Source organism: Niallia sp. Man26, assembly GCF_022049065.2.
Lineage (GTDB): Bacteria > Bacillota > Bacilli > Bacillales > Cytobacillaceae > Niallia.
This window is the reverse complement of the sequence record NZ_CP095744.1, coordinates 630426-650781: the sequence shown is the minus strand read 5'-3', so window position 1 is coordinate 650781 and position 20356 is coordinate 630426. Positions and strand designations below refer to the sequence as shown.

Below are 20356 nucleotides of genomic sequence, written 5' to 3'. Positions count from 1 at the left end.
AGTAACAAAGTATGCAATAACTTGTTCATTATTTCACATAAAATTACATTTTGAGGAGGGTGAAAATGGAGTTTGATACAGTTACGGTAAGCAGATTAATTACTGCTATGACTCTAATTTTTCATATTGTTTTTGCTACATTAGGTGTAGGAGTACCATTATTTATTTCTTTAGCTGAATTTATTGGAATTAAAAAGAAAGACAAACATTATGAATTATTAGCTAAACGCTGGTCCCGTGGTTTTGTAATATCTGTAGCTATAGGTGTGGTTACAGGGACGGCTATAGCCTTACAGCTATCTTTAGTATGGCCTAACTTTATGGAGCTTGCAGGTAATGTAATTGCATTGCCGCTGTTTATGGAAGTCTTTGCATTTTTCTTTGAAGCAATTTTCCTGGGGATTTATTTATATACTTGGGACCGATTTAAAGGGAAATATACACACTGGTTATTATCTTTACCTGTCATCATCGGTGCAGGTATGTCCGCAGTATTCATTAGTACAGTGAATTCATTTATGAATTCACCAGACGGATTTACAATGGTGAATGGTGAGTTTACTGCTGTAAATCCATTGCAAGCAATGTTAAACCCGTCAACTCCAACAAGAGTTTTTCACGTCTTAGGAGGTTCATATTTAACAGTTGCTGCAATTTTAGCTACCATTGCTGCGTTTGCACTATTAAAAAAGAAAGGTGCTGCAGAATATCATAAGAAAGCATTAAAAATGACTGTTATTTCTATGTTTGTGTTCTCTATGCTAACTGCATTAGGTGGAGATTTATCAGCAAAGTATCTAGCTAAGCACCAGTCAGAAAAATTAGCAGCTGCAGAGTGGCACTTTGAAACAGAGGGAAATGCCGATCTAGTTCTGTTTGGATGGTTAAATGAAGACAATGAAGTCGTTGGAGCTATTCGAGTCCCAGGTTTTCTAAGCTTTTTAGCTCATGGTGATTTTACGAGTGAGGTACTAGGACTTGAGGAAACCCCAGAAGGTGAGCGACCACCATTAATCATTCACTATTTGTTTGATTTGATGGTTATGATTGGCTTTTTCTTATTAGGAATTTCATTCCTATATCTAGTGTTAAGTAGATTTAAACGATGGGATGTCCATAACAAGTTTGTATTATGGTTACTCGCTTTAGGAGGCCCACTTGCGATGTTAGCAGTCGAATTTGGCTGGGTATTTGCAGAGCTGGGCAGACAGCCATGGATTTTAAGAGGATATATGACAGTGGAAGAGGCAGCAACTAAATCTCCCTATATTGTTCACATGTTTTTCTTATTTTTAGCACTATACTTAGTGCTTGGAACCCTATTTGTCCTTACTTTAAGGAAATTATTTAAAGATAAGCCTGTGGAACTCGAATTAGAGAAATACTACCCTGAACTTAATAAGGGGGATAAAAAATGAGCTATGAAGTAATTGGGATTAGTGTATTATGGATATTTTTATATGGATATCTAATAGTGGCATCCATAGATTTCGGTGCAGGCTTTTTCGCTTACTATGCAAAAGTTACGAAACAAGATCACATTATCAATAAAATTATTTCACGTTATTTATCTCCAGTTTGGGAGGTAACAAATGTATTTTTAGTATTCTTTTTTGTTGGTATTGTTGGATTCTTTCCATCAACAGCCTATTACTATGGATCAGCATTACTTGTACCCGCAAGTTTTGCCATCATTTTGATAGCTATTCGCGGTTCCTTTTATGCTTTTGAAAATTATGGGTCAAAACAAAGTAATATTTATATGTTTCTATATGGTGCAACAGGGCTATTTATCCCAGCCTCTCTATCGGTTGCCTTAACGATTTCTGAGGGCGGATTCATTACAGAACAAAATGGACACGTATCATTAAAATACTTTGAGTTATTTACTAGTCCATTAGCTTGGAGCATTGTTGGTTTGGCTATTGTCTCTGTCCTGTTTATTAGTGCGAGCTTTATAACGTACTATGCATCAAGAGCAAATGATATACCGGCACTTCATTTAGTAAGAAAATGGGCACTTTTTTGGGCAACACCAACCATTATTATGGCACTTACAACCATGATAGCTTTAAGTCAGCGCAATCAGCAAAATTACGAAAATATGATTGATTTATGGTGGGTTTTTGGTCTATCGATGGCATTTTTCTTAATTGCGATTAGTCTATTGTATATTGGCAAGTATTATGGTGTTGCTTTTATAGCGATTATGCTGCAATTTCTTTTTGCCTTTTTTGGATACGGCATGGCCAAGTTTCCATATTTACTATATCCGCAAATCAGTATAGAAAATAGTGTTACAAATCCTTCGATGGGAATTGCACTTATTGTTGCATTTATAGCTGGACTGCTATTATTAGTTCCTTCCCTGATTTTGTTAATGCGTCTGTTCTTATTTGATGCAGATTACGCGAAGGGTAAAAAATAATGAGATTGAACAAAGGGCTGAATTGATTATGCAAAAATTAAAGCAGACCATCTGGTTATATAAAAAAAGAATTTTTCTTTTAATGGGATTAACATTAATACTTGGTATAGCCGTTATTACACAGGCTTTCGCAATGACGAATATAGTGGATGGTGTCTTCTTGAATCATCAAACCTTTTCAGCAGTTATACCATGGTTAATCCTATTATTATTCATACTATTGATTAGATCTAGTTCTGATTATCTAAGTAAACGTATCGGTGTTTCCATTGCGAGCGATGTAAAGAATGCTACGCGTAAAGAATTATTAACGAAATATGCTGGTAGCTCTATTCAGTTAGCAGAAAAAGGGCAAACAGGTAAAAAGGTTAGTATGCTGCTTGATGGTGTGGATGAGATGGATAGCTTTTATAGTCAATTTATTCCGCAAGTGATGCAGAGCACCTTTGTACCGATTTTAGTGCTAATAATCATTTTTACACAACATATCAATTCAGGTTTAATACTATTAGTTTCCGCTCCTTTTATTCCGATCTATATGATTATCATCGGAATTAAAACGCAAAAAAAATCAGAAGAGAAGTTAGAAAAACTAGCTTCTTTTTCTGGTAACTTTTTAGATGCATTAAAAGGACTCGTTACGTTAAAGTTATTTGACCAAACGAAACGTCAAAAGGATGAATTAGAAAAAAGTAGTTTGAGTTTTCGTGACACAACTCTTGATATACTAAAGATTGCTTTTACACAATCCTTTGCACTTGAACTTATCTCCATGTTAAGTATAGGAATTGTTGCACTGGAATTGGCTATACAGATGATTATTTATGAAAACATGTCATTCTTTACGGCCTTTTTAATTCTTATATTAGTTCCTGAGTTTTTTACTTCATTAAAAGAACTAGGAACAACATTCCATAATGGCAGAGCAAGTATGGGAGCGACGAAAAAAGTATTAGAAGAATTTGAGGAACAAGAAAACTTGTTGTTATGGGGAAAAGAAGAGCTGCCAAAGCAGGATGTTCCTCCAACTATATTACTTGATCAAGTAGGATATACCTATCCTGTTGGGGACTTTCAATTAAAGCCGGTCACTGCTACGTTCTTGCCAAAACAAAAGATTGCCATAGTTGGTGCAAGTGGAACAGGGAAATCTACTTTACTTAACATATTGGCAGGAATGATAACTCCAGATCATGGGTCAGTTAAAATTAATAGTAGAGAGCTGACTAGCTATACAGAAGCTTCCTGGTTAAATCAGATCTCTTACATTTCACAGCACCCTTATATTTTTTCTGGTACGATAGCCGAAAATATATCAATGGGGATTACAGATAAGGTAGAAGAAACAGCTATAGAAGAGGCTGCAAGATTGGCTGGGCTTTTACCACTTATAAAATCTTTAGAAAAAGGGTTTCAAACAGAAATAGGGGAAGCAGGCAGGGGATTATCTAGCGGCGAGAAACAAAGGGTATCCATTGCCAGAGCCTTTCTGAAAAAACCGAATATAGTTTTACTTGATGAGCCAACACGAGGACTTGATCTTGCTACGGAAAGTATCTTGCAGCAATCGATTGAAATGCTAAGTGAAAAGGCGACTGTTATAACGGTAGCACATCGATTGCATACCATTAAAAATGCAGATCAGATTCTCTATCTAGAGAATGGGCAGTTACAAGCAACTGGTTCGCATGAATACTTGGTTGAGAATATCCCAGCATATAAAAAAATTGTTACCATTCAAAAAGGGGGGGCTAAACAATGAGCGCTTTGCTAAAAGTAATTAAACTAGTTTTAATAGAGAAAAAAGATATCGTTATTGCGGTTATCTGTGGCTTTATTGCTGGAATTAGTAGTGTAGGTTTATTTGCAGCAAGTGGTTATCTTATTTCTAAATCGGCCTTAACCCCTCCCTTTTATACATTAATTGTATTAACATCAACTGTAAAATTATTAGGTCTAGTTAAAGCAGGGGCAAAATACGGAGAGCGTCTTTATTCCCACAGAGCAACATTTACCATTTTAAGTAATTTGCGAGTGGCTTTTTTTGAAAAATTAACCCCACTTGTTCCAAATGTTTTTCAAAAGTATAGAAGTGGAGATTTACTAGCACGTGTAGTTGGAGACGTAGAAAGTTTACAAAATTTCTTTCTGAGAGTTTTTTACCCACCAATGGTGTTATTACTTGTTTTTATTAGTACCATTTTCTTTGCTAGCTTCTATTCAATGGAGATTGCTGTAATCCTTTTAATTGGATTTTTATTGACCACCGTCCTTATTCCAGCGCTATTTACCTTAAGACAAGTGAAGATTAATGGCAAAGTTAGAAATGAACGTGGTGAATTATCCACATATATTACAGAAATGATGTTTGGCTTTCGTGATTTAAAGTTATTTCAACAATTACAAACAAAACAAAATCATTTAATAAGTCAATCAGAAGCCTATATTGCTCAACAAAAAGCTAAAAATATAAATAAAATATCCAGTCAATCGTTTAATGGATTTATTACCTTTGTAGTCAGCTGGTTTGTCTTAGCCTTTGGAGCATATTTAGTTACGAATGGTACATTAGAAGGGATATTTTTGGCAATGCTAGTCATGGTTTCCCTTACTGTCTTTGAGCCTGCAGCACCAATGGCCGTCTTTCCAATCTATATGCAAGAAAGCAGTGATGCTTCCAAGCGTTTATATGATGTAGTAGAAGACCCAGACGTACAGGTTAATGAGACTAAGGCGACTATATTTAAATTACCGGATAATGCCCCATCACTACACTTTAAAGAAATCCAGTTTACACACCAAGGCGATTGGCGGACAACAATCCCTAATCTTTCATTAACGATACCATCTAAATCGAAAGTAGCAATTGTAGGTGCAAGTGGTTCTGGAAAATCCACATTACTGCAAATTGCCTTAAAGTTACTACAAGTTCAAAACGGTAAAGTATTCTGGGATAAACAAGATACAGCAAGTATTGCAGGCGAAGCAATCTGGGAACAAGCAAAGGTAGTGTTGCAGGAAAATCATTTCTTTTATGGTACCATCCGAGAAAATCTAAAATTAGCTGGAGCTGAACTTACAGATGATCAGTTGAAAGCTGCCTTAACTAACGTAAATCTTGAACAATTTTCATTAGATCAGCAAGTATTAGAAAACGGTGAAAATCTTTCAGGAGGAGAAAAACAGCGATTAGCCATTGCTAGAGCTTTCCTAAAGAAAGGACATCTGTGGTTATTAGATGAGCCCACTTCATCATTAGATGCACTGACAGAACAAAGTATTTATCAGCGACTTTTCGAATATGCAAAAGAGGATACTTTAATACTAATCAGTCATAGGCTGCAAGGATTAGACAGAATGGATCTAATTATTGTAATGGACCAAGGAAATATTATAGAATCCGGTTCCTATCAAGAGCTTATGAACAAACAAGGATACTTCTATGAAATGAAAACATTAGAAGAAAGTTTACTATAAAAAAGTATAAAAGTTAATATTAATACAGAGAACCTTGTGAAGAAATGTACTTAAATAATACCAATTCCAATAAATCCAGCTGTGAATAGCTGGATTTTTTTATAATAAGCTGGATTATATTCTTGTTGGTAAAGGAGCTTACTTATAAGTGAAATTGTTTGTAAGGATTTACCCATAAATAAGCACAAAAAAGCCTCCAAGTAGAGACTTTTATGGTCCTCCTATCCCATATGCTACTAACAGCAAAAAAGTAAACAAAGATAACAGTACAAAAAAGATGGAATTAGAAATAATACTGAAAACCATGATTGGCTTATCTTTCGTTTTTATTCCTAATATCATTGCTACTATAAACCCAATGTCGATTATAAAATATAGGGTTATACTAACCAGCATATGTATATTGGGAAAGTATCGAAAAACAGAGAACACTATAAATGCTAAAACAAGTAAAATAACAGTAAGTGCAATTGGGTTAAAACCTTTTCTAATTTCCTGAGTCTGTTCACTCATATTTTTTTACACCTCCTTAGATACCTAAAAAATGGGTTACAGTACAGTCTAATCACCTTTTTAATACTATTACGGTTCTGAAATTCCATTTGCCAATGCTAAAAGAAATGTAATGATTGACATTATCACAATTAAAACAGGACTTGATAATATGCTAACAACAAACAGGGCAGAGTTTATCCTGTTTTTAAAAGATAAAATAAAGGCTACAATGCTTCCGGCAATAACTATTAAATAGCAAATTACCACTTTATCTAAACTAAATGTATTAGGATGATGTCTAGAAATATACAACACTACAATTACAGCAATAAATGCATGCACTAATTATAATGCATACAAAATTATTTTGTTTTTCCTTCCTTAGAACAGTCATTTAATCACCTATGAGTAATTTTATCAAATTATTGTAATTTTTACCAATAAAACGGTGTATTCTAAATGTTAAAAATTGGTATAAAAGGAGGCTGAGGTGATTATTGCTAAACCCTATAATGATTAGAGAAGATTATAAAAGAGTGACTATGCTTTTGAAAAGGCAGGGGCCTGTCCTTGTGAAACAATCTGTGTAGGATAGTTTAATAGTGAAACTTTAAAAATTCTCATACGTATTTAAAAATACAGCAAATGCTGTGTAAATGAAAGGGATGGTTTTACTATGTTATGGATTTTTTCTCAGGATAAACAAAGTTTGATAAGTGTAAAAGAGGTTACTGTAGAAGGAAAAAAAATAGTAGGCAGTTCAAATGAATGGAATAAAGCTTTAGGGAAGTATGAATCTAATGAAAGAGCATTAGAAATTCTTCATGAGATATTTACGAAAATACAAGAAAGCAATGATATTTCTGTGTCATACACTATGCCTATAAAATAAAAGTTGATTTTTTAAGGTAGCGGGGCACTAATCCAAGAAGGATTAATGCCTTGTTTTTTTATGTCTTTTCTGAAGCTGCAAATGAATGGTTAGCGTAAGCGTAATTCTTCACAACAAAAAATCAGCAAGAATTGGATAAGTGGCGTATCCATAATGAAAAAGGGATAATATCCTATATTAGGTGAAGCCTTCATTAACAGACCTTCTTAAAGGTGTTCCATGATCCTGGTACACCTATTTTATTTTTGTGAAGAAGAAGAGGATTTCCCATGAGGCCTAAGTTTTAAGAGTTAAGGTGTTTATAATTGAGGGAGATTAGTGCAATAAGAATGTCAATAAATTTAAGTATCTAAACGAAGCAGTTTAGAGATATAATAAACACACATACAAACAAAAGGGAATTTACTCAAATATTAGGATGAAGAGAAAAAAATGACTACTCCGGATCTATATTCAAAGTTAGTTTTAGCACCTACATACATACTTGTATTAATAATATCAATTCTTTATCTGTTATTAAATTTTAAGAAAAAAGGGTTCTTTGCATTTACGTTTAAAATATATGCGATATTTATTTTAGGTAATTACGTATTAGCACTTTATTTTCGTTTTTTAGTTAAGTAAAAAAATTCACTAACCACCTTATTTGGTGGTTTTTTCATGTTATAAATGAGATTGAGTAAAAAATATATATAAAACATCCCTAATCGCTAATACTTATGTTATCATTGGTGTAATATTATACTTTTATATAAAAATTACACAAGGAGAAAAGTTTAATGCAAAAGAGTCACTTAGTTTTATGGCTGTTAATAATTACTGCAACAGCATTAGGAGTATATGGACAATCACTAGCCTATTTTCTTGAGGGGATAATTAATACGACAGATAGCATTTATTACTTAACTATAATTACTGTAATTAGCATAAGTATATGCTTAGTTACTCCCGTAATAGGATTTTGGATGATAAAATTAAAAAAAGTTGAAAAAAAATACAGTCTTTTATACATTTTTGTTTTTGGAACAGTAGGAACCTTTGTATCAATGTGGTCATTATTTGTTTGTGCAATGTGGTGGGGGTAATTTATGTATTGCTAAGGTGCATTCATATACATATTGTCATCTCTTAAGGTGTTGGTGTTGCCCTTATTATAGAACTATCTGGCTGTAATAAGTGAAGAGGGCCATCTAAAATAGTAGAACAAGGAACATAACAACCACTTACAATAGATTGATAAGTCTGGTACAATAGTGGTGCTTATTTTACCAACTGTTTTATTGTAATAGTTTTGATTCATGGAGAGTGTAGTAATGAAAAGGTTCTTAACAGCCACACTATCTGTTGTTTTATTTGCAGTATTATATTCTTGTATTTTCTATGCACCTGATTTTGGTTTCTTTTGGTCCATTTTATTACTTTATAGGAATACCGGTATCACTACTTATAGATGTTGGTATGGAAAACATAGTAATAGAATCAAAAAAGGTAAGATATTTTCTCGTTTTGGGAATGTATTCAGTAGCTGGTATTCTTGCTGGTGTTCTATTTTTAATTATAGGGTCTCACTCTTTCCTTATTAAAGATGCCATTATATTTTCAATAATAGGAATCATTGCATCAAATATTTATTTTCATTTATCATTGTTGTTATCAAAAGTAAATTTAAAACCAATATGAATTTTACATGGAGACAGCTACTATTATGTGGCTGTTTTTTATGTAATTAGGGATTATTCCTTTAATGATGAAAGTAAAAAACAGACACTTGTGAAAAAATGCACTGCTGTTTTACTTAAAAGAATAAGCTTAAATTTCTTGTGAAACCTCATCCATTCCATTCTGGAATTAAATTGGCACTTATAATTTATTAGAGTACTTAATAATAATTGATAAAATAAAAGCAGTGGAATTAACATTTAGTTGGTGGGAAGGGGAAGTTATATGGATACAAAGATGGCGCGAAATAGGGCTGTGTTATCAGGAAAGTTAACTAATGTTCTAGATTCTAGAACGTTAGCAAACTCTCACGAAAGGCTTAAGGAAATACTGACTGAAGGTATGACAATTCTCGATGTGGGCTGTGGCACAGGATCAATAACATATGGAATTGCAGAAGAAGTGGGTCCTAATGGTCGCGTGGTAGGGATCGATAGCAATCCGAATCTAATAAAAAAAGCCCGTCAAGCTTATGGCGAAACACCAGGATTGTTCTTTGAAACAGGTGATATCTATAATCTCCCCTATGATCAAGAATTTGACATCGTTACTGCATCAAGGGTTTTAATTTGGTTATCGGAACCATTAAAAGCATTAAAAAAACTGACTTCTGCTACTAAAATAGGAGGTCGTCTAATCATTGTGGATTACAATCATGAGAAAATTAATTGGCAGCCACAGCCGCCCTCAAGTATGCTTGCCTTCTACTCTGCCTATTTGAAATGGCGTTCGGAAGCAGGTATGGACAATTCGATTGCCGATAATCTCCCCAATATGTTTCAGAAAATAGGAATTGGAGAAATTACCATAACTCCCCAACACGAGCTAACAACGAAACCTCATCCTGAATTCCAAACTCGCATTGGAATTTGGGCAGATACTGCTGCAAGTAGAGGAGTTCAAATGGTAAGAGACGGTTTCATAACGGAAAAAGAATACCTAAGGGCAGAAAATGAATATCGAGAATGGATGGTTAGGGATGCTGAATCATTAATGATGTATATGTTAGCTGTTGAAGGGAAGCGGCTCAAATAAATTAACCTCATTCTGAATCTTTAAAAGAGCTGCATTTATTTGCAGTTCTTTTTATCAGGAAAATGGCAGCATTCTTGTAATATCGGATAAAAAAAGTAGAGCATTCCTTTAATGATGGGGAATGATTTTTTTATGAGATAAAATGACAGGCTGGTTTAAGTAAATTAATTAACAAAGTAAGTAATTTAGTTGATTAGCTGCATAGTAAGAAAAACACCAGTTATAAGATTCATATAATTTTTATATTACACAGATCTAAACGCCTAAATGGATAGCCTTCAGACTCTTTAGGTCTTATTATTCATTTGGGAAAAATTGATGGAAATATATTGTTTAATTATGAATTAATGTTATTATTACTTTATAATTACTTAATCGATAAATTAATAATTAGATTAAATTACTTTACTCTTATGCTTTTAACTCTTACTTTTTTATAGAAAGGAGGTATATGTAAAAAAAGAAAGAGTTAAAATAAAAATTTTAAAATATTGGGGGATTGGTTGTGAAAAAATTATCAAGTTTTATTCTAATTTTACTGTTAGTTACTTCTGCTTTGTTTATTACTGATTCAAAAGCAAGTGCTGCTTCGGGATTTTATGTAAGCGGTACCAATTTATATGATGCTACGGGTAAACCGTTTATTATGAGAGGTGTAAATCATGCTCATTCTTGGTTTAAAGAAGATTCAGCAGCTGCTATTCCAGCAATAGCAGCAACTGGAGCAAACACAGTAAGAATTGTTTTATCTGATGGTGGACAATACACCAAAGATGATATTAATACTGTTAAAAGCCTTTTGTCATTGGCAGAAAAAAATAAACTGATTGCAATTCTGGAAGTTCATGACGCAACAGGAAAAGACGATGTGGAATCTTTAAATCGTGCAGTCGATTATTGGATCAGCTTAAAAGACACATTGATAGGCAAAGAAGATAAAGTGATAATAAACATTGCGAATGAATGGTATGGTACTTGGGATGGTGCGGCATGGGCAGCTGGTTATAAACAAGCTATTCCAAAGTTACGGAATGCAGGCTTAAATCATACTCTAATAATTGATTCTGCTGGATGGGGACAATACCCAGCTTCCATTCATAATTATGGAAAAGAGGTATTTAATGCGGATCCATTGAAAAATACAATGTTCTCCATACATATGTATGAGTACGCTGGTGGGGATGCAGCAACTGTTAAGTCAAATATTGATGGTGTCTTAAACCAAGGATTAGCTTTAATAATAGGAGAGTTCGGACAAAAACATACAAATGGAGATGTAGATGAAGCAACCATCATGAGTTATTCACAGCAAAAAAATGTCGGTTGGCTTGCATGGTCTTGGAAAGGAAATAGCACTGATTGGAGCTATCTGGATTTAAGCAACGATTGGTCTGGTAACAGTTTAACTGATTGGGGTAATACGGTTGTTAATGGGGCAAATGGGTTAAAAGCCACTTCAAAACTAAGCGGAGTATTCGGTAGCTCAGCAGGAACAAATAATATATTGTATGATTTTGAAAGCGGTAATCAAAACTGGACTGGATCAAATATCGCGGGTGGACCTTGGCCTACAACAGAATGGGCAGCAGGAGGCAAACAGTCATTAAAAGCTGATGTCCAACTATCGTCAAATTCCATCCATTATTTATCCCTATCTCAAAGTTTGAACTTTAGTGGGAAATCTAAGTTGAAAGCTACTGTTAAACATGCAAACTGGGGAAATGTCGGCAATGGAATAAGTGCAAAACTATATGTTAAAACGGGTGGAGACTGGAAATGGTTTGATAGTGGAGCAGCAAAAATATCTTCTGATACGTCTCTAACACTTGATTTAACTACTATCTCTAATATCAATGACATTAAAGAGGTGGGTGTCCAGTTTACAAGTTCAGCTAACAGTAGTGGTCAAACATCGCTTTATCTAGACAATGTAACAACTCAATAAATGTTAGAGCTAATCCTTACAACAGTGAAGGATTAGCTTTTTATAGCAGCACTTATTGAGCAATAGTTATACAATAAGAGAGCCGCCGATTGCCCCAGTAATAACTATTACCCATGGAGGAACTTTCCAATATACTAGCAGACTAAACAATATTGCTGCCAAAGCAAAATCAGGGGGAGAAAGTATGGAGCTAGTCCATATTGGATCATAAAAGGCTGCAATTAAAATCCCCACAACTGCGGCATTTACACCCATTAGGGCGCCGTTTATTTTTGGATTACGCCGTAATAAATCCCAAAATGGTAAGAACCCCACTATGAGCAAGAAACCCGGCAGGAAAATTGCAAATGTAGCGAATAAACCACCTTGCCATCCATATATAACAGTCCCGAGATATGCAGCAAAAGTAAATAATGGACCAGGAACAGCTTGGGCAGCACCATATCCTGCTAAAAATTCACCTTTATTTAACCAACCAGCAGGGATAAGTTCATTTTGAAGTAATGGCAAAACAACATGTCCACCACCAAAGACTAATGATCCTGAACGGTAAAAACTATCAAATATGGCTATCCAATTCGATGAGGTTATTTCTCTTAACAAAGGTAAAAGAAACAGTAAACTAAAAAAAACAATCAAACAACAAATAGAGAGCCATTTAGAAATGGAAAACTGTTGTTTTGTTTTATAGTCGTTATCTGGTTGGCTTCTATATAAAAGAAAGCCGATAATCGCTGATAGGAGTATAACGCCTATTTGAGTAAATACAGATTGCCAGATTTGAGTTCCAACTAATGAAAGTAAAGCAATTGTTTTTCTCTTTAAATCTGGGGTTAAACTTTTTGCCATTCCTAATATAGCTTGAGCAACAACTGCGACTGCGACAATTTTTAGACCATGTATCCAGTCAGCTTCACCCACAAACCTTCCTCGGAGAAGTAAAGCAAAAATTATTAATGCTAAAACAGAGGGAAGTGTAAAACCAATAAACGAAACAATACCTCCAAGAATGCCTCCCCGTAAAACACCAATGCCAATTCCAACTTGACTGCTAGCTGGTCCGGGTAAGAACTGACATAAAGCTACTAAGTCAGCATAACTTTTTTCATCCATCCATTTTCTTTTACGGATATATTCATTATGAAAGTAGCCAAGGTGAGCAATAGGTCCCCCAAAAGAAGTAAATCCAAGTTTACTAGAAACCAATAGGATTTCTAAAAGAGATTTAAATCCCTTATAATGTTTGCTATTCTTCATTTGCTCTCTCTTTTCAATCTGAATTTATAAGCAAGTGTAACAGTTTAGGAATTTTATACAATAGTATACACAGTAAATTAACAATATCTTAACTTTTGAATATAATTTATCAGCCTTAGACTAGTATTACAGGATACTCACTTGCTATAAACAAAAAGGCATATACTGGAATATCAGCATATGCCTTTTTTATTATTAATCTAAATCCTCTGTCTCATCGATTGAGCTGTCTGTAGAAGCATCACCGCTAGTGTCAACCGCTGCATATTCTTGCTCTACCTTCAGTTCTTGTCCGTTTGCAAATTCTGCTTTAATACTGATTTTAATAAAGGATTGTAATCCTGTAATTTCTTTAATTTTATTAATAAGTTCTTCATCAGTTGCAGTATGTGTCAAACCAGTCGTAAATTGTGAGAAGAAAGTATTTGCATTTGGAATGCCGATATTATCCTTTACCATTAACTTAGATTTTTTTCCAAGCTTGAATTGAATCTTAAACTCTTTGTCGTTTTCATTCAATAACACAACTTTTAGCTCGTCCAATTCATAACTGTTGCGTATACCATCTTTATCTAAGTCTTCATCAGCATCTTTGATTCCGTCATTGTCACTGTCTTTATCTTTAGGATTATATCCAAGGTCAAATTCAATGCTATTAGTTAATTTATCCTTATCTGTATCTTCATTTCCGTCATTAAGTCCATCTTTGTCTGTATCTACTAATGTTAAGCTAGTACCCACGTAGATTTCCTCTTTGTTTGTGAGATTGTCACCATCTTCATCTTCTTGTGAATCAATGATTCCATCATTATCTGTATCTGCTTTTAACGGATTGAGCTTCCATCTAACTTCTAGACCGTTTATAAGTCCATCTTTATCCTTATCTTCGTTGCTGTCAGAAATCTTATCCCCATCAGTATCCTTTTTAATTGGATTTGAGTTAAGCTGGTATTCGAGCACGTTAGATAATCCATCTTTATCAGGATCTTTTTTAGCTGCTGCTTTTCCATTCCCAAGCTTGTATTTCTTTTGCCAGTCATCTGCTATCCCGTTTTTATCTTTATCGACAACTGTACTTTTCTTTGCCTCAGTTTGTAACCCTTGAGAAAAAATCAAGGACGTTGCCAAAACACCAATTGCTAACTTTTTCATTTCTCATTCACTCCTTATTTATTGTGAACGGCAGCTGGCTGACATAGCTTGGCATCACCTTAGTCCCTATAGCTTTGCGCCCCTAATTTTCATTAGGTTTGCCCCGTTTAATGTGAGTATACAAAGGGTGTCGAATTTTGTCATTATTTATTTTTCCGAAATATATTACCTTGTTAAAGGAGCTGTGTTTTGGTTTTTGTTAGTACAAATTTTTATATAGGAATCGGTTCCTATATGATTAGTGAAAGTATATTTTCTTAAATTAAAAGAGGGTGGCTATTAACTGCTATCCTTAAATCGCTGTTCCAAAATTCCTTTGAGAATAAAAAAAATGGCTAAGGCATGATGAAAGAATTGGATAATAGAAACGCACGTCAAGAAGATATATTTAAGCAGAGAAGACAATCAGGCTGTTTGCGCTGATTGTTTCCAATTTATTTGTGCATTATTTATTTATCCTTAATTTGGTTACTACTTTATTATTGATATGATTATTTTCGACTTTTTCTTTTACCCATAAACAAACATCAAATTTTTTATCTTCTACAAATTCATCCTTTAACTGCTTCATACTAGAAATATCACCATTAAATACTGTACTATCATCGATTAAAACCTCATACGATTCATAGGAAGCTTCAGGATTAACATCTTCTTCTCCTACAATGATACTTTGATCACCTACTGCAAGAATGACTCCTTGAAAATCAGCATTGGAATGATTAGTTTTACTGCAGCCAATTAAAAACAATACGATAGTAGCTGCAATAAAAAGAGGTGGTTTTTTCATTCTGTCCCTCCCGTGTATTATTAACAATTTAATCTCTAATAATTATGGGGGTTTTTAGCTAACTCAAGTTAGATTTAGAAGACCATTTTGATGCAACAAACTACTTCCTTAATGTCGTATTAAAATGAAGCGTTATTCTTTTATTAGAAATTCATTCTTTGTATTAACTATTAATATTTTATTATTATCTAATACTATTTCCAGTGGGAAAATAGCCGAATATTTTTCTGAAAAAAGCCATTTTCTATCTGGTTGAGCTAATATAACAAATATCCCTTTATGTTTTTTCCCCATAAAGTTTAAATATTTATCACTAATTGAATTATTATCTCGTTCAAAAATCCCGTTATTAATCATTTTTTGGCCAGTTTGCATTACATCTTCAACGACAAGACCAATTTCAGAAATATTAAGGATACTTTCTGAAGTAAATGGAAGGTTACTATTGGAGTTTATCCCATATCTTGCAATAAATTCAACTATATTACCAGAAGGATCATAGAAATAAAATGCATGGGCAGGTAGATGAGAGAAATCAACTTCATCTTCTCCATTTTCAGTTAATAAATTTAATCTCTCCTTAGTCCATTGTTTCGCTTCGCTAAATTTATTAGCGGGAATATTAAATGCAAAATGATAAAATGGGTTATTCGAAGCACTCTGATTAGTAAACGTTAATTTGCTTGAGCCTACCATTATTTGAAAATTATTGTCATCCTCATCAACTAAAGTAAAACCGAGCGTTTTAGTATAGAACATCTTTGTTTCTACTAAATTATTTGAGTGTAAAGTTAATGATTTGATTTCCATTGTTTTTTCCTTTCTCTAATTATTTAAAATAAAGATACCACATGCTGGAATAATTTAGAATTTTAAGAACTTGAAAGTTTTAGTTATTGAAAAGGAGGATAGAAATGAACTTAATCAAGCGAGGGTAATCTAAAAAGGTGTAGCCGTGTATGTTATTAGTGCAACATGGTTCAAAGAGGGGAGAGTAGTACAATGTACCAAAAGCTAGAAAGGCTCCATATACACGACTAATAAAAAATAAGAATCAGTTTATGTTCAAAAAAATAAGCAGAGAAAAATCTCTGCTTATCCAGGAAAGATGATTATCTATTTAATTGTTTTCTAGGTCTTCTAACTAGTTCTCCGCCACAGTTTGGGCAAATTTGTTTCATATTTTCTGTACAAGGTTCGCAAAATGTACATTCGTGAACACAAATATAAGCAATTGAGCTTTCCGCTAATAAAGAAGTACAGCGTTCACATTCTTTTCTCATTTCCAAAGCCATTATTATATTCCTCGCTTTTCAATTGTTTTAGATAAACATGCTTCTGCACTTAAACTCGTTTTACTATTCTCTGTAAGAATCATGTGATGGTGTATACAAGTCTTCCACTGAATTCCTGACAATTGAAAAGTGATCAACATTGTAATGGCCATGAAGAGTATCATTATGGTGATTTATAATTTGTTCTGCACGTAAAAAATCATTGTCTGTTGTTGAATGGGCGTCGCCTACTAATGTAACGTCAAAGCCATTGACAGTGGCTGTTCTAACGGCTGTATCTATGCAATGCTGTGTTTTACAACCAGCAATAACGATATGTTTTATGTTTTGTGATTTCAGATGCTTCAAAAGATTTGTCCCATGAAAGGGATTCGTTGCAGTCTTATCAAAGAAGATTGGATCAGAAGGCACATTAATTTCATTGTGAACTTGAAATCCGCTCCCTACACCTTCTGCAACTTCTGAATCTCTTACAAATAATACGGAGACATTTGCTTCTGCCGCCTTTTTGATTAATAAATTTATATTTTTAATCAGTTGTTCTTTATTAAAAACTACTTCTTCTTCTTGATTGCCATCAATTATTTCTTGCTGGGCATCGATGATTAGCAATGTTTGGTTCAAATTATTTTCCCCTTTCAGAATTTGGGAAAACGCTAAGTAGTTAGATTACTTAATCGTAATCCCTCGATAGATTTTTACGTAAATATTTTTTTTATTAGTCATAATACCTACCTCCTACATTTTTTTATCAAAAGTATCTGAATTATCAGATGTTTAAATTGTAACATAATTATTTTCATGATAGGCTAAGTTGTAGAAGATAAATAATGAATTTTTCCTTTTATAATAGAAGCTTGGAAAAATATAAAAAGATTTTAATAGATTATTTGATAAAGCAAGATATTATAACCTATAGAATTAACTAATAGGCAACTATGCTTGGGTTGGTAACGGCTTTAGCAACTTGCTTGTTTTAGGTTATAAACTAACAGATTGGCAGTTTCTAGTAGTTAATTAGAAACTGTTTCCATTTTAAATCGTTTCCAATTTATATGTACATTTTCAATTTTAAATAAATTGTTGCAAGTTAAAAACACTATGTTATAATTCACACTATAAACATAGGAATTATATATTTTATGAGTTAAAGGACTAACTAGTATATTCTGGATTTCAACATGGGAGTGTTAACAAAAATGGGTTCACATGTTTTAGACTTAAAAATGTTGCAAAATAACTTTAGTACAGAGGAAATGCGTGCTGTATGGAATGATGAAAATAGATTACAGAAAATTCTTGATGTTGAAGCTGGATTAGCGTTGGCGGAAAGTGAACTAGGAGTTATTCCCGAAAAAGCGGGAAGTGTAATAAAAGATGCTGCAAAAATAGAAAACTTCGAAATTGACAAAATAGCAGCAGAGGCTGCGAAGCTAAAACATTCATTAATGGCAACTGTTAATCACTTGCAATCACTTTCTGGTGAGTATGGTGAATTTGTTCATTATGGAGTAACTACTCAGGATGTAACGGACACAGGTATGATTCTTCAGTTGAAAGAAGCAAATCACATACTTAAACGAGATATTAAGAAAGTAGCGGAGCTTTTAATTGGATTAGCTTCTACCTATAAAGATACGCCAATGCCTGGAAGAACACACGGAATGCAAGGATTACCAACAACGTTCGGCTTTAAGATGGCAGTAGTATTAAGTGAGTTTGAACGTCATTTAGAAAGATTACAGGCTGTTGAAACGAGAGTCTTTACTGGTGTGCTAGCAGGAGGGGTCGGAACCTACGCAGCATTAGGCAGTATTGGTCCTAAAGTAGAAGCAAGAGCATTAGAAATTCTAGAATTGGATACCCCAGATATTTGTTGGCATTCCTCTCGTGATAGAGTTTCTGAATATGGTTCTGTACTTGGTTTGATAAGTGGATCTCTAGGGAAGTTAGGGAATGAATTTTATAATTTAATGCGTACAGAAATTGATGAGGTAGAGGAGCCATTTAAAACAGGAAATGTTGGCTCAACTACAATGCCTCATAAACGCAACCCGGCTATTTTTGAAGGTATCGCAAGCTTAACGAAACCTATTTTGCATAGTGTTGCATTGCTCCATGAATCATTAGTGATGGAGCATGAGCGAGATGCAATGAGCTGGAGAAGTGAATGGATTGCTTTACCTGAAATTTGCTTATATCTTTCTTCTCAGTTGAAAAGCACAATCACTGTTCTTGAAGGATTAGTAGTAAAACCTGAAAATATGATGAGAAACTTGGAAATGCAAGGTGGTCTTGTCCTGTCAGAACGTGTCATGTTTGCATTATCTGAAAAGGTTGGGAAGCAAACTGCTCATCACCTTGTGTATCAAATCTCTATGGAGTCAGTCGAACAAAAAGTCCCATTTAAAGAACTTCTGTCAGCAAATGAGAAAGTAGGCTCGGTGCTGTCGAAAGAACAGATTAATCAGCTGCTAGATCCAAGTCAGTATACTGGTCTTGCAAGCCAAAAGGTAGATGAGGTTATTCATTCTATTAAGAATGGAGGGTTATTAGTTGAGTAATTTGACCTTTCATCAAGCTACTAATAAGGATATCAAAGCATTACTAGATTTATCACTACGCGGTTATGCTTCCATCCGTGAGCTTGGCATTAATTTTGCAGCAGCCACTGCTGATGAGCAGCTAGTAGAAAAAAATGTCAATGAAAATATATGTTTTTATATGAAGGATGGCGACGAGATGGTAGCGACTGCTTCTATCCGTATGCCATGGAGCAGCCATCATGGGCCATATGAAATACCGCATATTTGGTGGGTTGCTGTTGCTCCTGAGTTTAAACGCAAGGGTTATGCATCAAAACTCTTAGATTTCATTGAAAATGATTACTTGCGAGACACGCTTCATTGTCCTTCTGTTTCATTAGGCACAGCAAAGGAGCATCCTTGGCTTGCAGACATGTATCTAAAGCGTGGCTATGAAAAGGTTGGAGAGTCCGATTTAGGTAAAGGACATGTAACAATCTATTTAGAAAAACTATTATTAGCAAAAACATATAAGAAAAGGTAGGAGACATCATGAAAAAGAAATTACTTGTAGTTATTACTATGGCAGTTATGTTGTTATTAGCAGCTTGCGGAAGTGGAAATGAAGAATCAGGGGATAGCAAAAAGAAAGTTCTTCGTGCAGGATCAACGGCACAAAGTTATCCGAACGGCTATGAAGAAGATGGTAAATTAATTGGATTTGACGTAGAAGTATTTGAAAAGATTGCTGCAAACTTAGGCTATGATGTGGAGTGGGTTAAAACGGACTTCGCAGGTTTAATGGGACAATTAGAAACAGGGAAAATTGATACTGTTGCAAACTTCGTTGCTGTAACGGAAGAAAGAAAAGCAAAATATAATTTCTCTGAGCCATATGCTTATGCTGGGGCTACAATTGTTACAAACAAGGACAATGATTTTGATAGTTTAGATGATTTAAAAGGTAAAACAGTTTCTGGCGTTTTAGGCTCTAATAATGTTGTAAATCTAGAAAATTTTGATCCTGAAATTATCGCAAAAACTTATGAAACACGCGATGGCGCAATGAATGACGCAATCAACAATCGTGTCGATGGCTATGTTAACTCAAAATCATCTTTAATTGCTGAGATTGATAAAGGCGATCTACCATTGAAGTTTGTTGGTGACCCATTTGTGTACGAAGATGTTTCTTTCCCATTCGCAAAAACAGAAGATGGTGAGAAATTAGCAGAAGCATTTAATGCAGAAATTAAGAAATTACGTGAGGATGGAACATTAGCAGAACTATCTAAAAAATACTTTGCCGGTGAAGACATCACAGTTAAGGAATAATTTGGAGGAAC

At 34.2% G+C, this 20356-nt stretch carries 18 protein-coding genes and 1 riboswitch; of the genes, 11 read left to right on the top strand and 7 right to left on the bottom strand.

Annotated features, from left to right (window positions below):
• The first annotated feature begins 65 nt into the window (after positions 1 to 65).
• The 4 genes from L8T27_RS22790 to cydC are packed head-to-tail and all read left to right on the top strand — an operon-like array spanning position 66 to position 5905.
• Entirely contained in the window at positions 66 to 1418 is a 1353-nt protein-coding gene (locus L8T27_RS22790) for a cytochrome ubiquinol oxidase subunit I (protein ID WP_233314897.1), read from the top strand.
• Positions 1415 to 2428: a cytochrome d ubiquinol oxidase subunit II gene (locus L8T27_RS22785; RefSeq protein ID WP_127739823.1), complete on the top strand. Its 1014-nt coding sequence runs from the start codon at positions 1415 to 1417 to the stop codon at positions 2426 to 2428. The genes L8T27_RS22790 and L8T27_RS22785 overlap by 4 nt, the downstream gene beginning before the upstream one ends.
• Positions 2429 to 2456: 28 nt before the next feature.
• The gene (gene cydD / locus L8T27_RS22780) at positions 2457 to 4190 is read left to right on the top strand and encodes a thiol reductant ABC exporter subunit CydD (RefSeq protein WP_127739822.1); all 1734 of its coding nucleotides are present in this window, start codon (positions 2457 to 2459) and stop codon (positions 4188 to 4190) included.
• Complete coding sequence (gene cydC, locus L8T27_RS22775; RefSeq protein ID WP_237943156.1) at positions 4187 to 5905, top strand: thiol reductant ABC exporter subunit CydC; 1719 nt, start codon at positions 4187 to 4189, stop codon at positions 5903 to 5905. The genes cydD and cydC overlap by 4 nt, the downstream gene beginning before the upstream one ends.
• 210 nt (positions 5906 to 6115) lie before the next feature.
• On the opposite strand, the gene L8T27_RS22770 is transcribed toward cydC, so the two are convergent.
• A complete protein-coding gene (locus L8T27_RS22770; protein ID WP_237943154.1) occupies positions 6116 to 6418 on the bottom strand; it encodes a hypothetical protein in 303 nt (100 codons plus the stop codon).
• A 658-nt stretch (positions 6419 to 7076) separates the two neighbouring features.
• Between L8T27_RS22770 and L8T27_RS22765 the strand changes: the two genes are divergently transcribed.
• The 4 genes from L8T27_RS22765 to L8T27_RS22750 all read left to right on the top strand — a co-directional run bounded on the left by L8T27_RS22765 (position 7077) and on the right by L8T27_RS22750 (position 11991).
• A complete protein-coding gene (locus L8T27_RS22765) occupies positions 7077 to 7292 on the top strand; it encodes a hypothetical protein (protein WP_237943152.1) in 216 nt (71 codons plus the stop codon).
• Between the two features lie 779 nt (positions 7293 to 8071).
• Positions 8072 to 8377, top strand: a complete 306-nt coding sequence (locus L8T27_RS22760; RefSeq protein ID WP_233314902.1) for a hypothetical protein — start codon at positions 8072 to 8074, stop codon at positions 8375 to 8377.
• Between the two features lie 859 nt (positions 8378 to 9236).
• On the top strand, positions 9237 to 10046 hold the full coding sequence (locus tag L8T27_RS22755) for a methyltransferase domain-containing protein (protein ID WP_237943149.1): 810 nt from the start codon (positions 9237 to 9239) through the stop codon (positions 10044 to 10046).
• 505 nt (positions 10047 to 10551) lie between these two features.
• Entirely contained in the window at positions 10552 to 11991 is a 1440-nt protein-coding gene (locus tag L8T27_RS22750) for a glycoside hydrolase family 5 protein (protein WP_237943147.1), read from the top strand.
• Positions 11992 to 12057: 66 nt separating this feature from the next.
• On the opposite strand, the gene L8T27_RS22745 is transcribed toward L8T27_RS22750, so the two are convergent.
• The 6 genes from L8T27_RS22745 to L8T27_RS22720 form a co-directional block, all read right to left on the bottom strand.
• A complete protein-coding gene (locus tag L8T27_RS22745) occupies positions 12058 to 13248 on the bottom strand; it encodes a chromate transporter (protein WP_237943145.1) in 1191 nt (396 codons plus the stop codon).
• A 195-nt stretch (positions 13249 to 13443) separates the two neighbouring features.
• On the bottom strand, positions 13444 to 14400 hold the full coding sequence (locus L8T27_RS22740) for an MSCRAMM family adhesin SdrC (protein WP_237943143.1): 957 nt from the start codon (positions 14398 to 14400) through the stop codon (positions 13444 to 13446).
• Between the two features lie 26 nt (positions 14401 to 14426).
• Positions 14427 to 14513, bottom strand: a riboswitch (cyclic di-GMP riboswitch).
• A gap of 332 nt (positions 14514 to 14845) precedes the next feature.
• Complete coding sequence (locus tag L8T27_RS22735) at positions 14846 to 15190, bottom strand: hypothetical protein (RefSeq protein ID WP_237943141.1); 345 nt, start codon at positions 15188 to 15190, stop codon at positions 14846 to 14848.
• Between the two features lie 132 nt (positions 15191 to 15322).
• On the bottom strand, positions 15323 to 16000 hold the full coding sequence (locus tag L8T27_RS22730) for a VOC family protein (protein WP_237943139.1): 678 nt from the start codon (positions 15998 to 16000) through the stop codon (positions 15323 to 15325).
• 302 nt (positions 16001 to 16302) lie between these two features.
• Positions 16303 to 16485, bottom strand: a complete 183-nt coding sequence (locus L8T27_RS22725) for a DUF1272 domain-containing protein (protein WP_233314908.1) — start codon at positions 16483 to 16485, stop codon at positions 16303 to 16305.
• A gap of 63 nt (positions 16486 to 16548) precedes the next feature.
• Complete coding sequence (locus L8T27_RS22720; RefSeq protein ID WP_237943137.1) at positions 16549 to 17109, bottom strand: cysteine hydrolase family protein; 561 nt, start codon at positions 17107 to 17109, stop codon at positions 16549 to 16551.
• A gap of 575 nt (positions 17110 to 17684) precedes the next feature.
• Between L8T27_RS22720 and purB the strand changes: the two genes are divergently transcribed.
• The 3 genes from purB to L8T27_RS22705 are packed head-to-tail and all read left to right on the top strand — an operon-like array spanning position 17685 to position 20345.
• Positions 17685 to 19049: an adenylosuccinate lyase gene (gene purB, locus L8T27_RS22715; protein ID WP_237943135.1), complete on the top strand. Its 1365-nt coding sequence runs from the start codon at positions 17685 to 17687 to the stop codon at positions 19047 to 19049.
• Entirely contained in the window at positions 19042 to 19554 is a 513-nt protein-coding gene (locus L8T27_RS22710; RefSeq protein ID WP_282581469.1) for a GNAT family N-acetyltransferase, read from the top strand. The genes purB and L8T27_RS22710 overlap by 8 nt, the downstream gene beginning before the upstream one ends.
• 5 nt (positions 19555 to 19559) lie before the next feature.
• Positions 19560 to 20345 carry a transporter substrate-binding domain-containing protein gene (locus L8T27_RS22705; protein ID WP_233315618.1) on the top strand — a complete coding sequence of 262 codons (786 nt, stop codon included), beginning with the start codon at positions 19560 to 19562 and terminating at the stop codon, positions 20343 to 20345.
• The last annotated feature ends 11 nt before the right edge of the window (positions 20346 to 20356 follow it).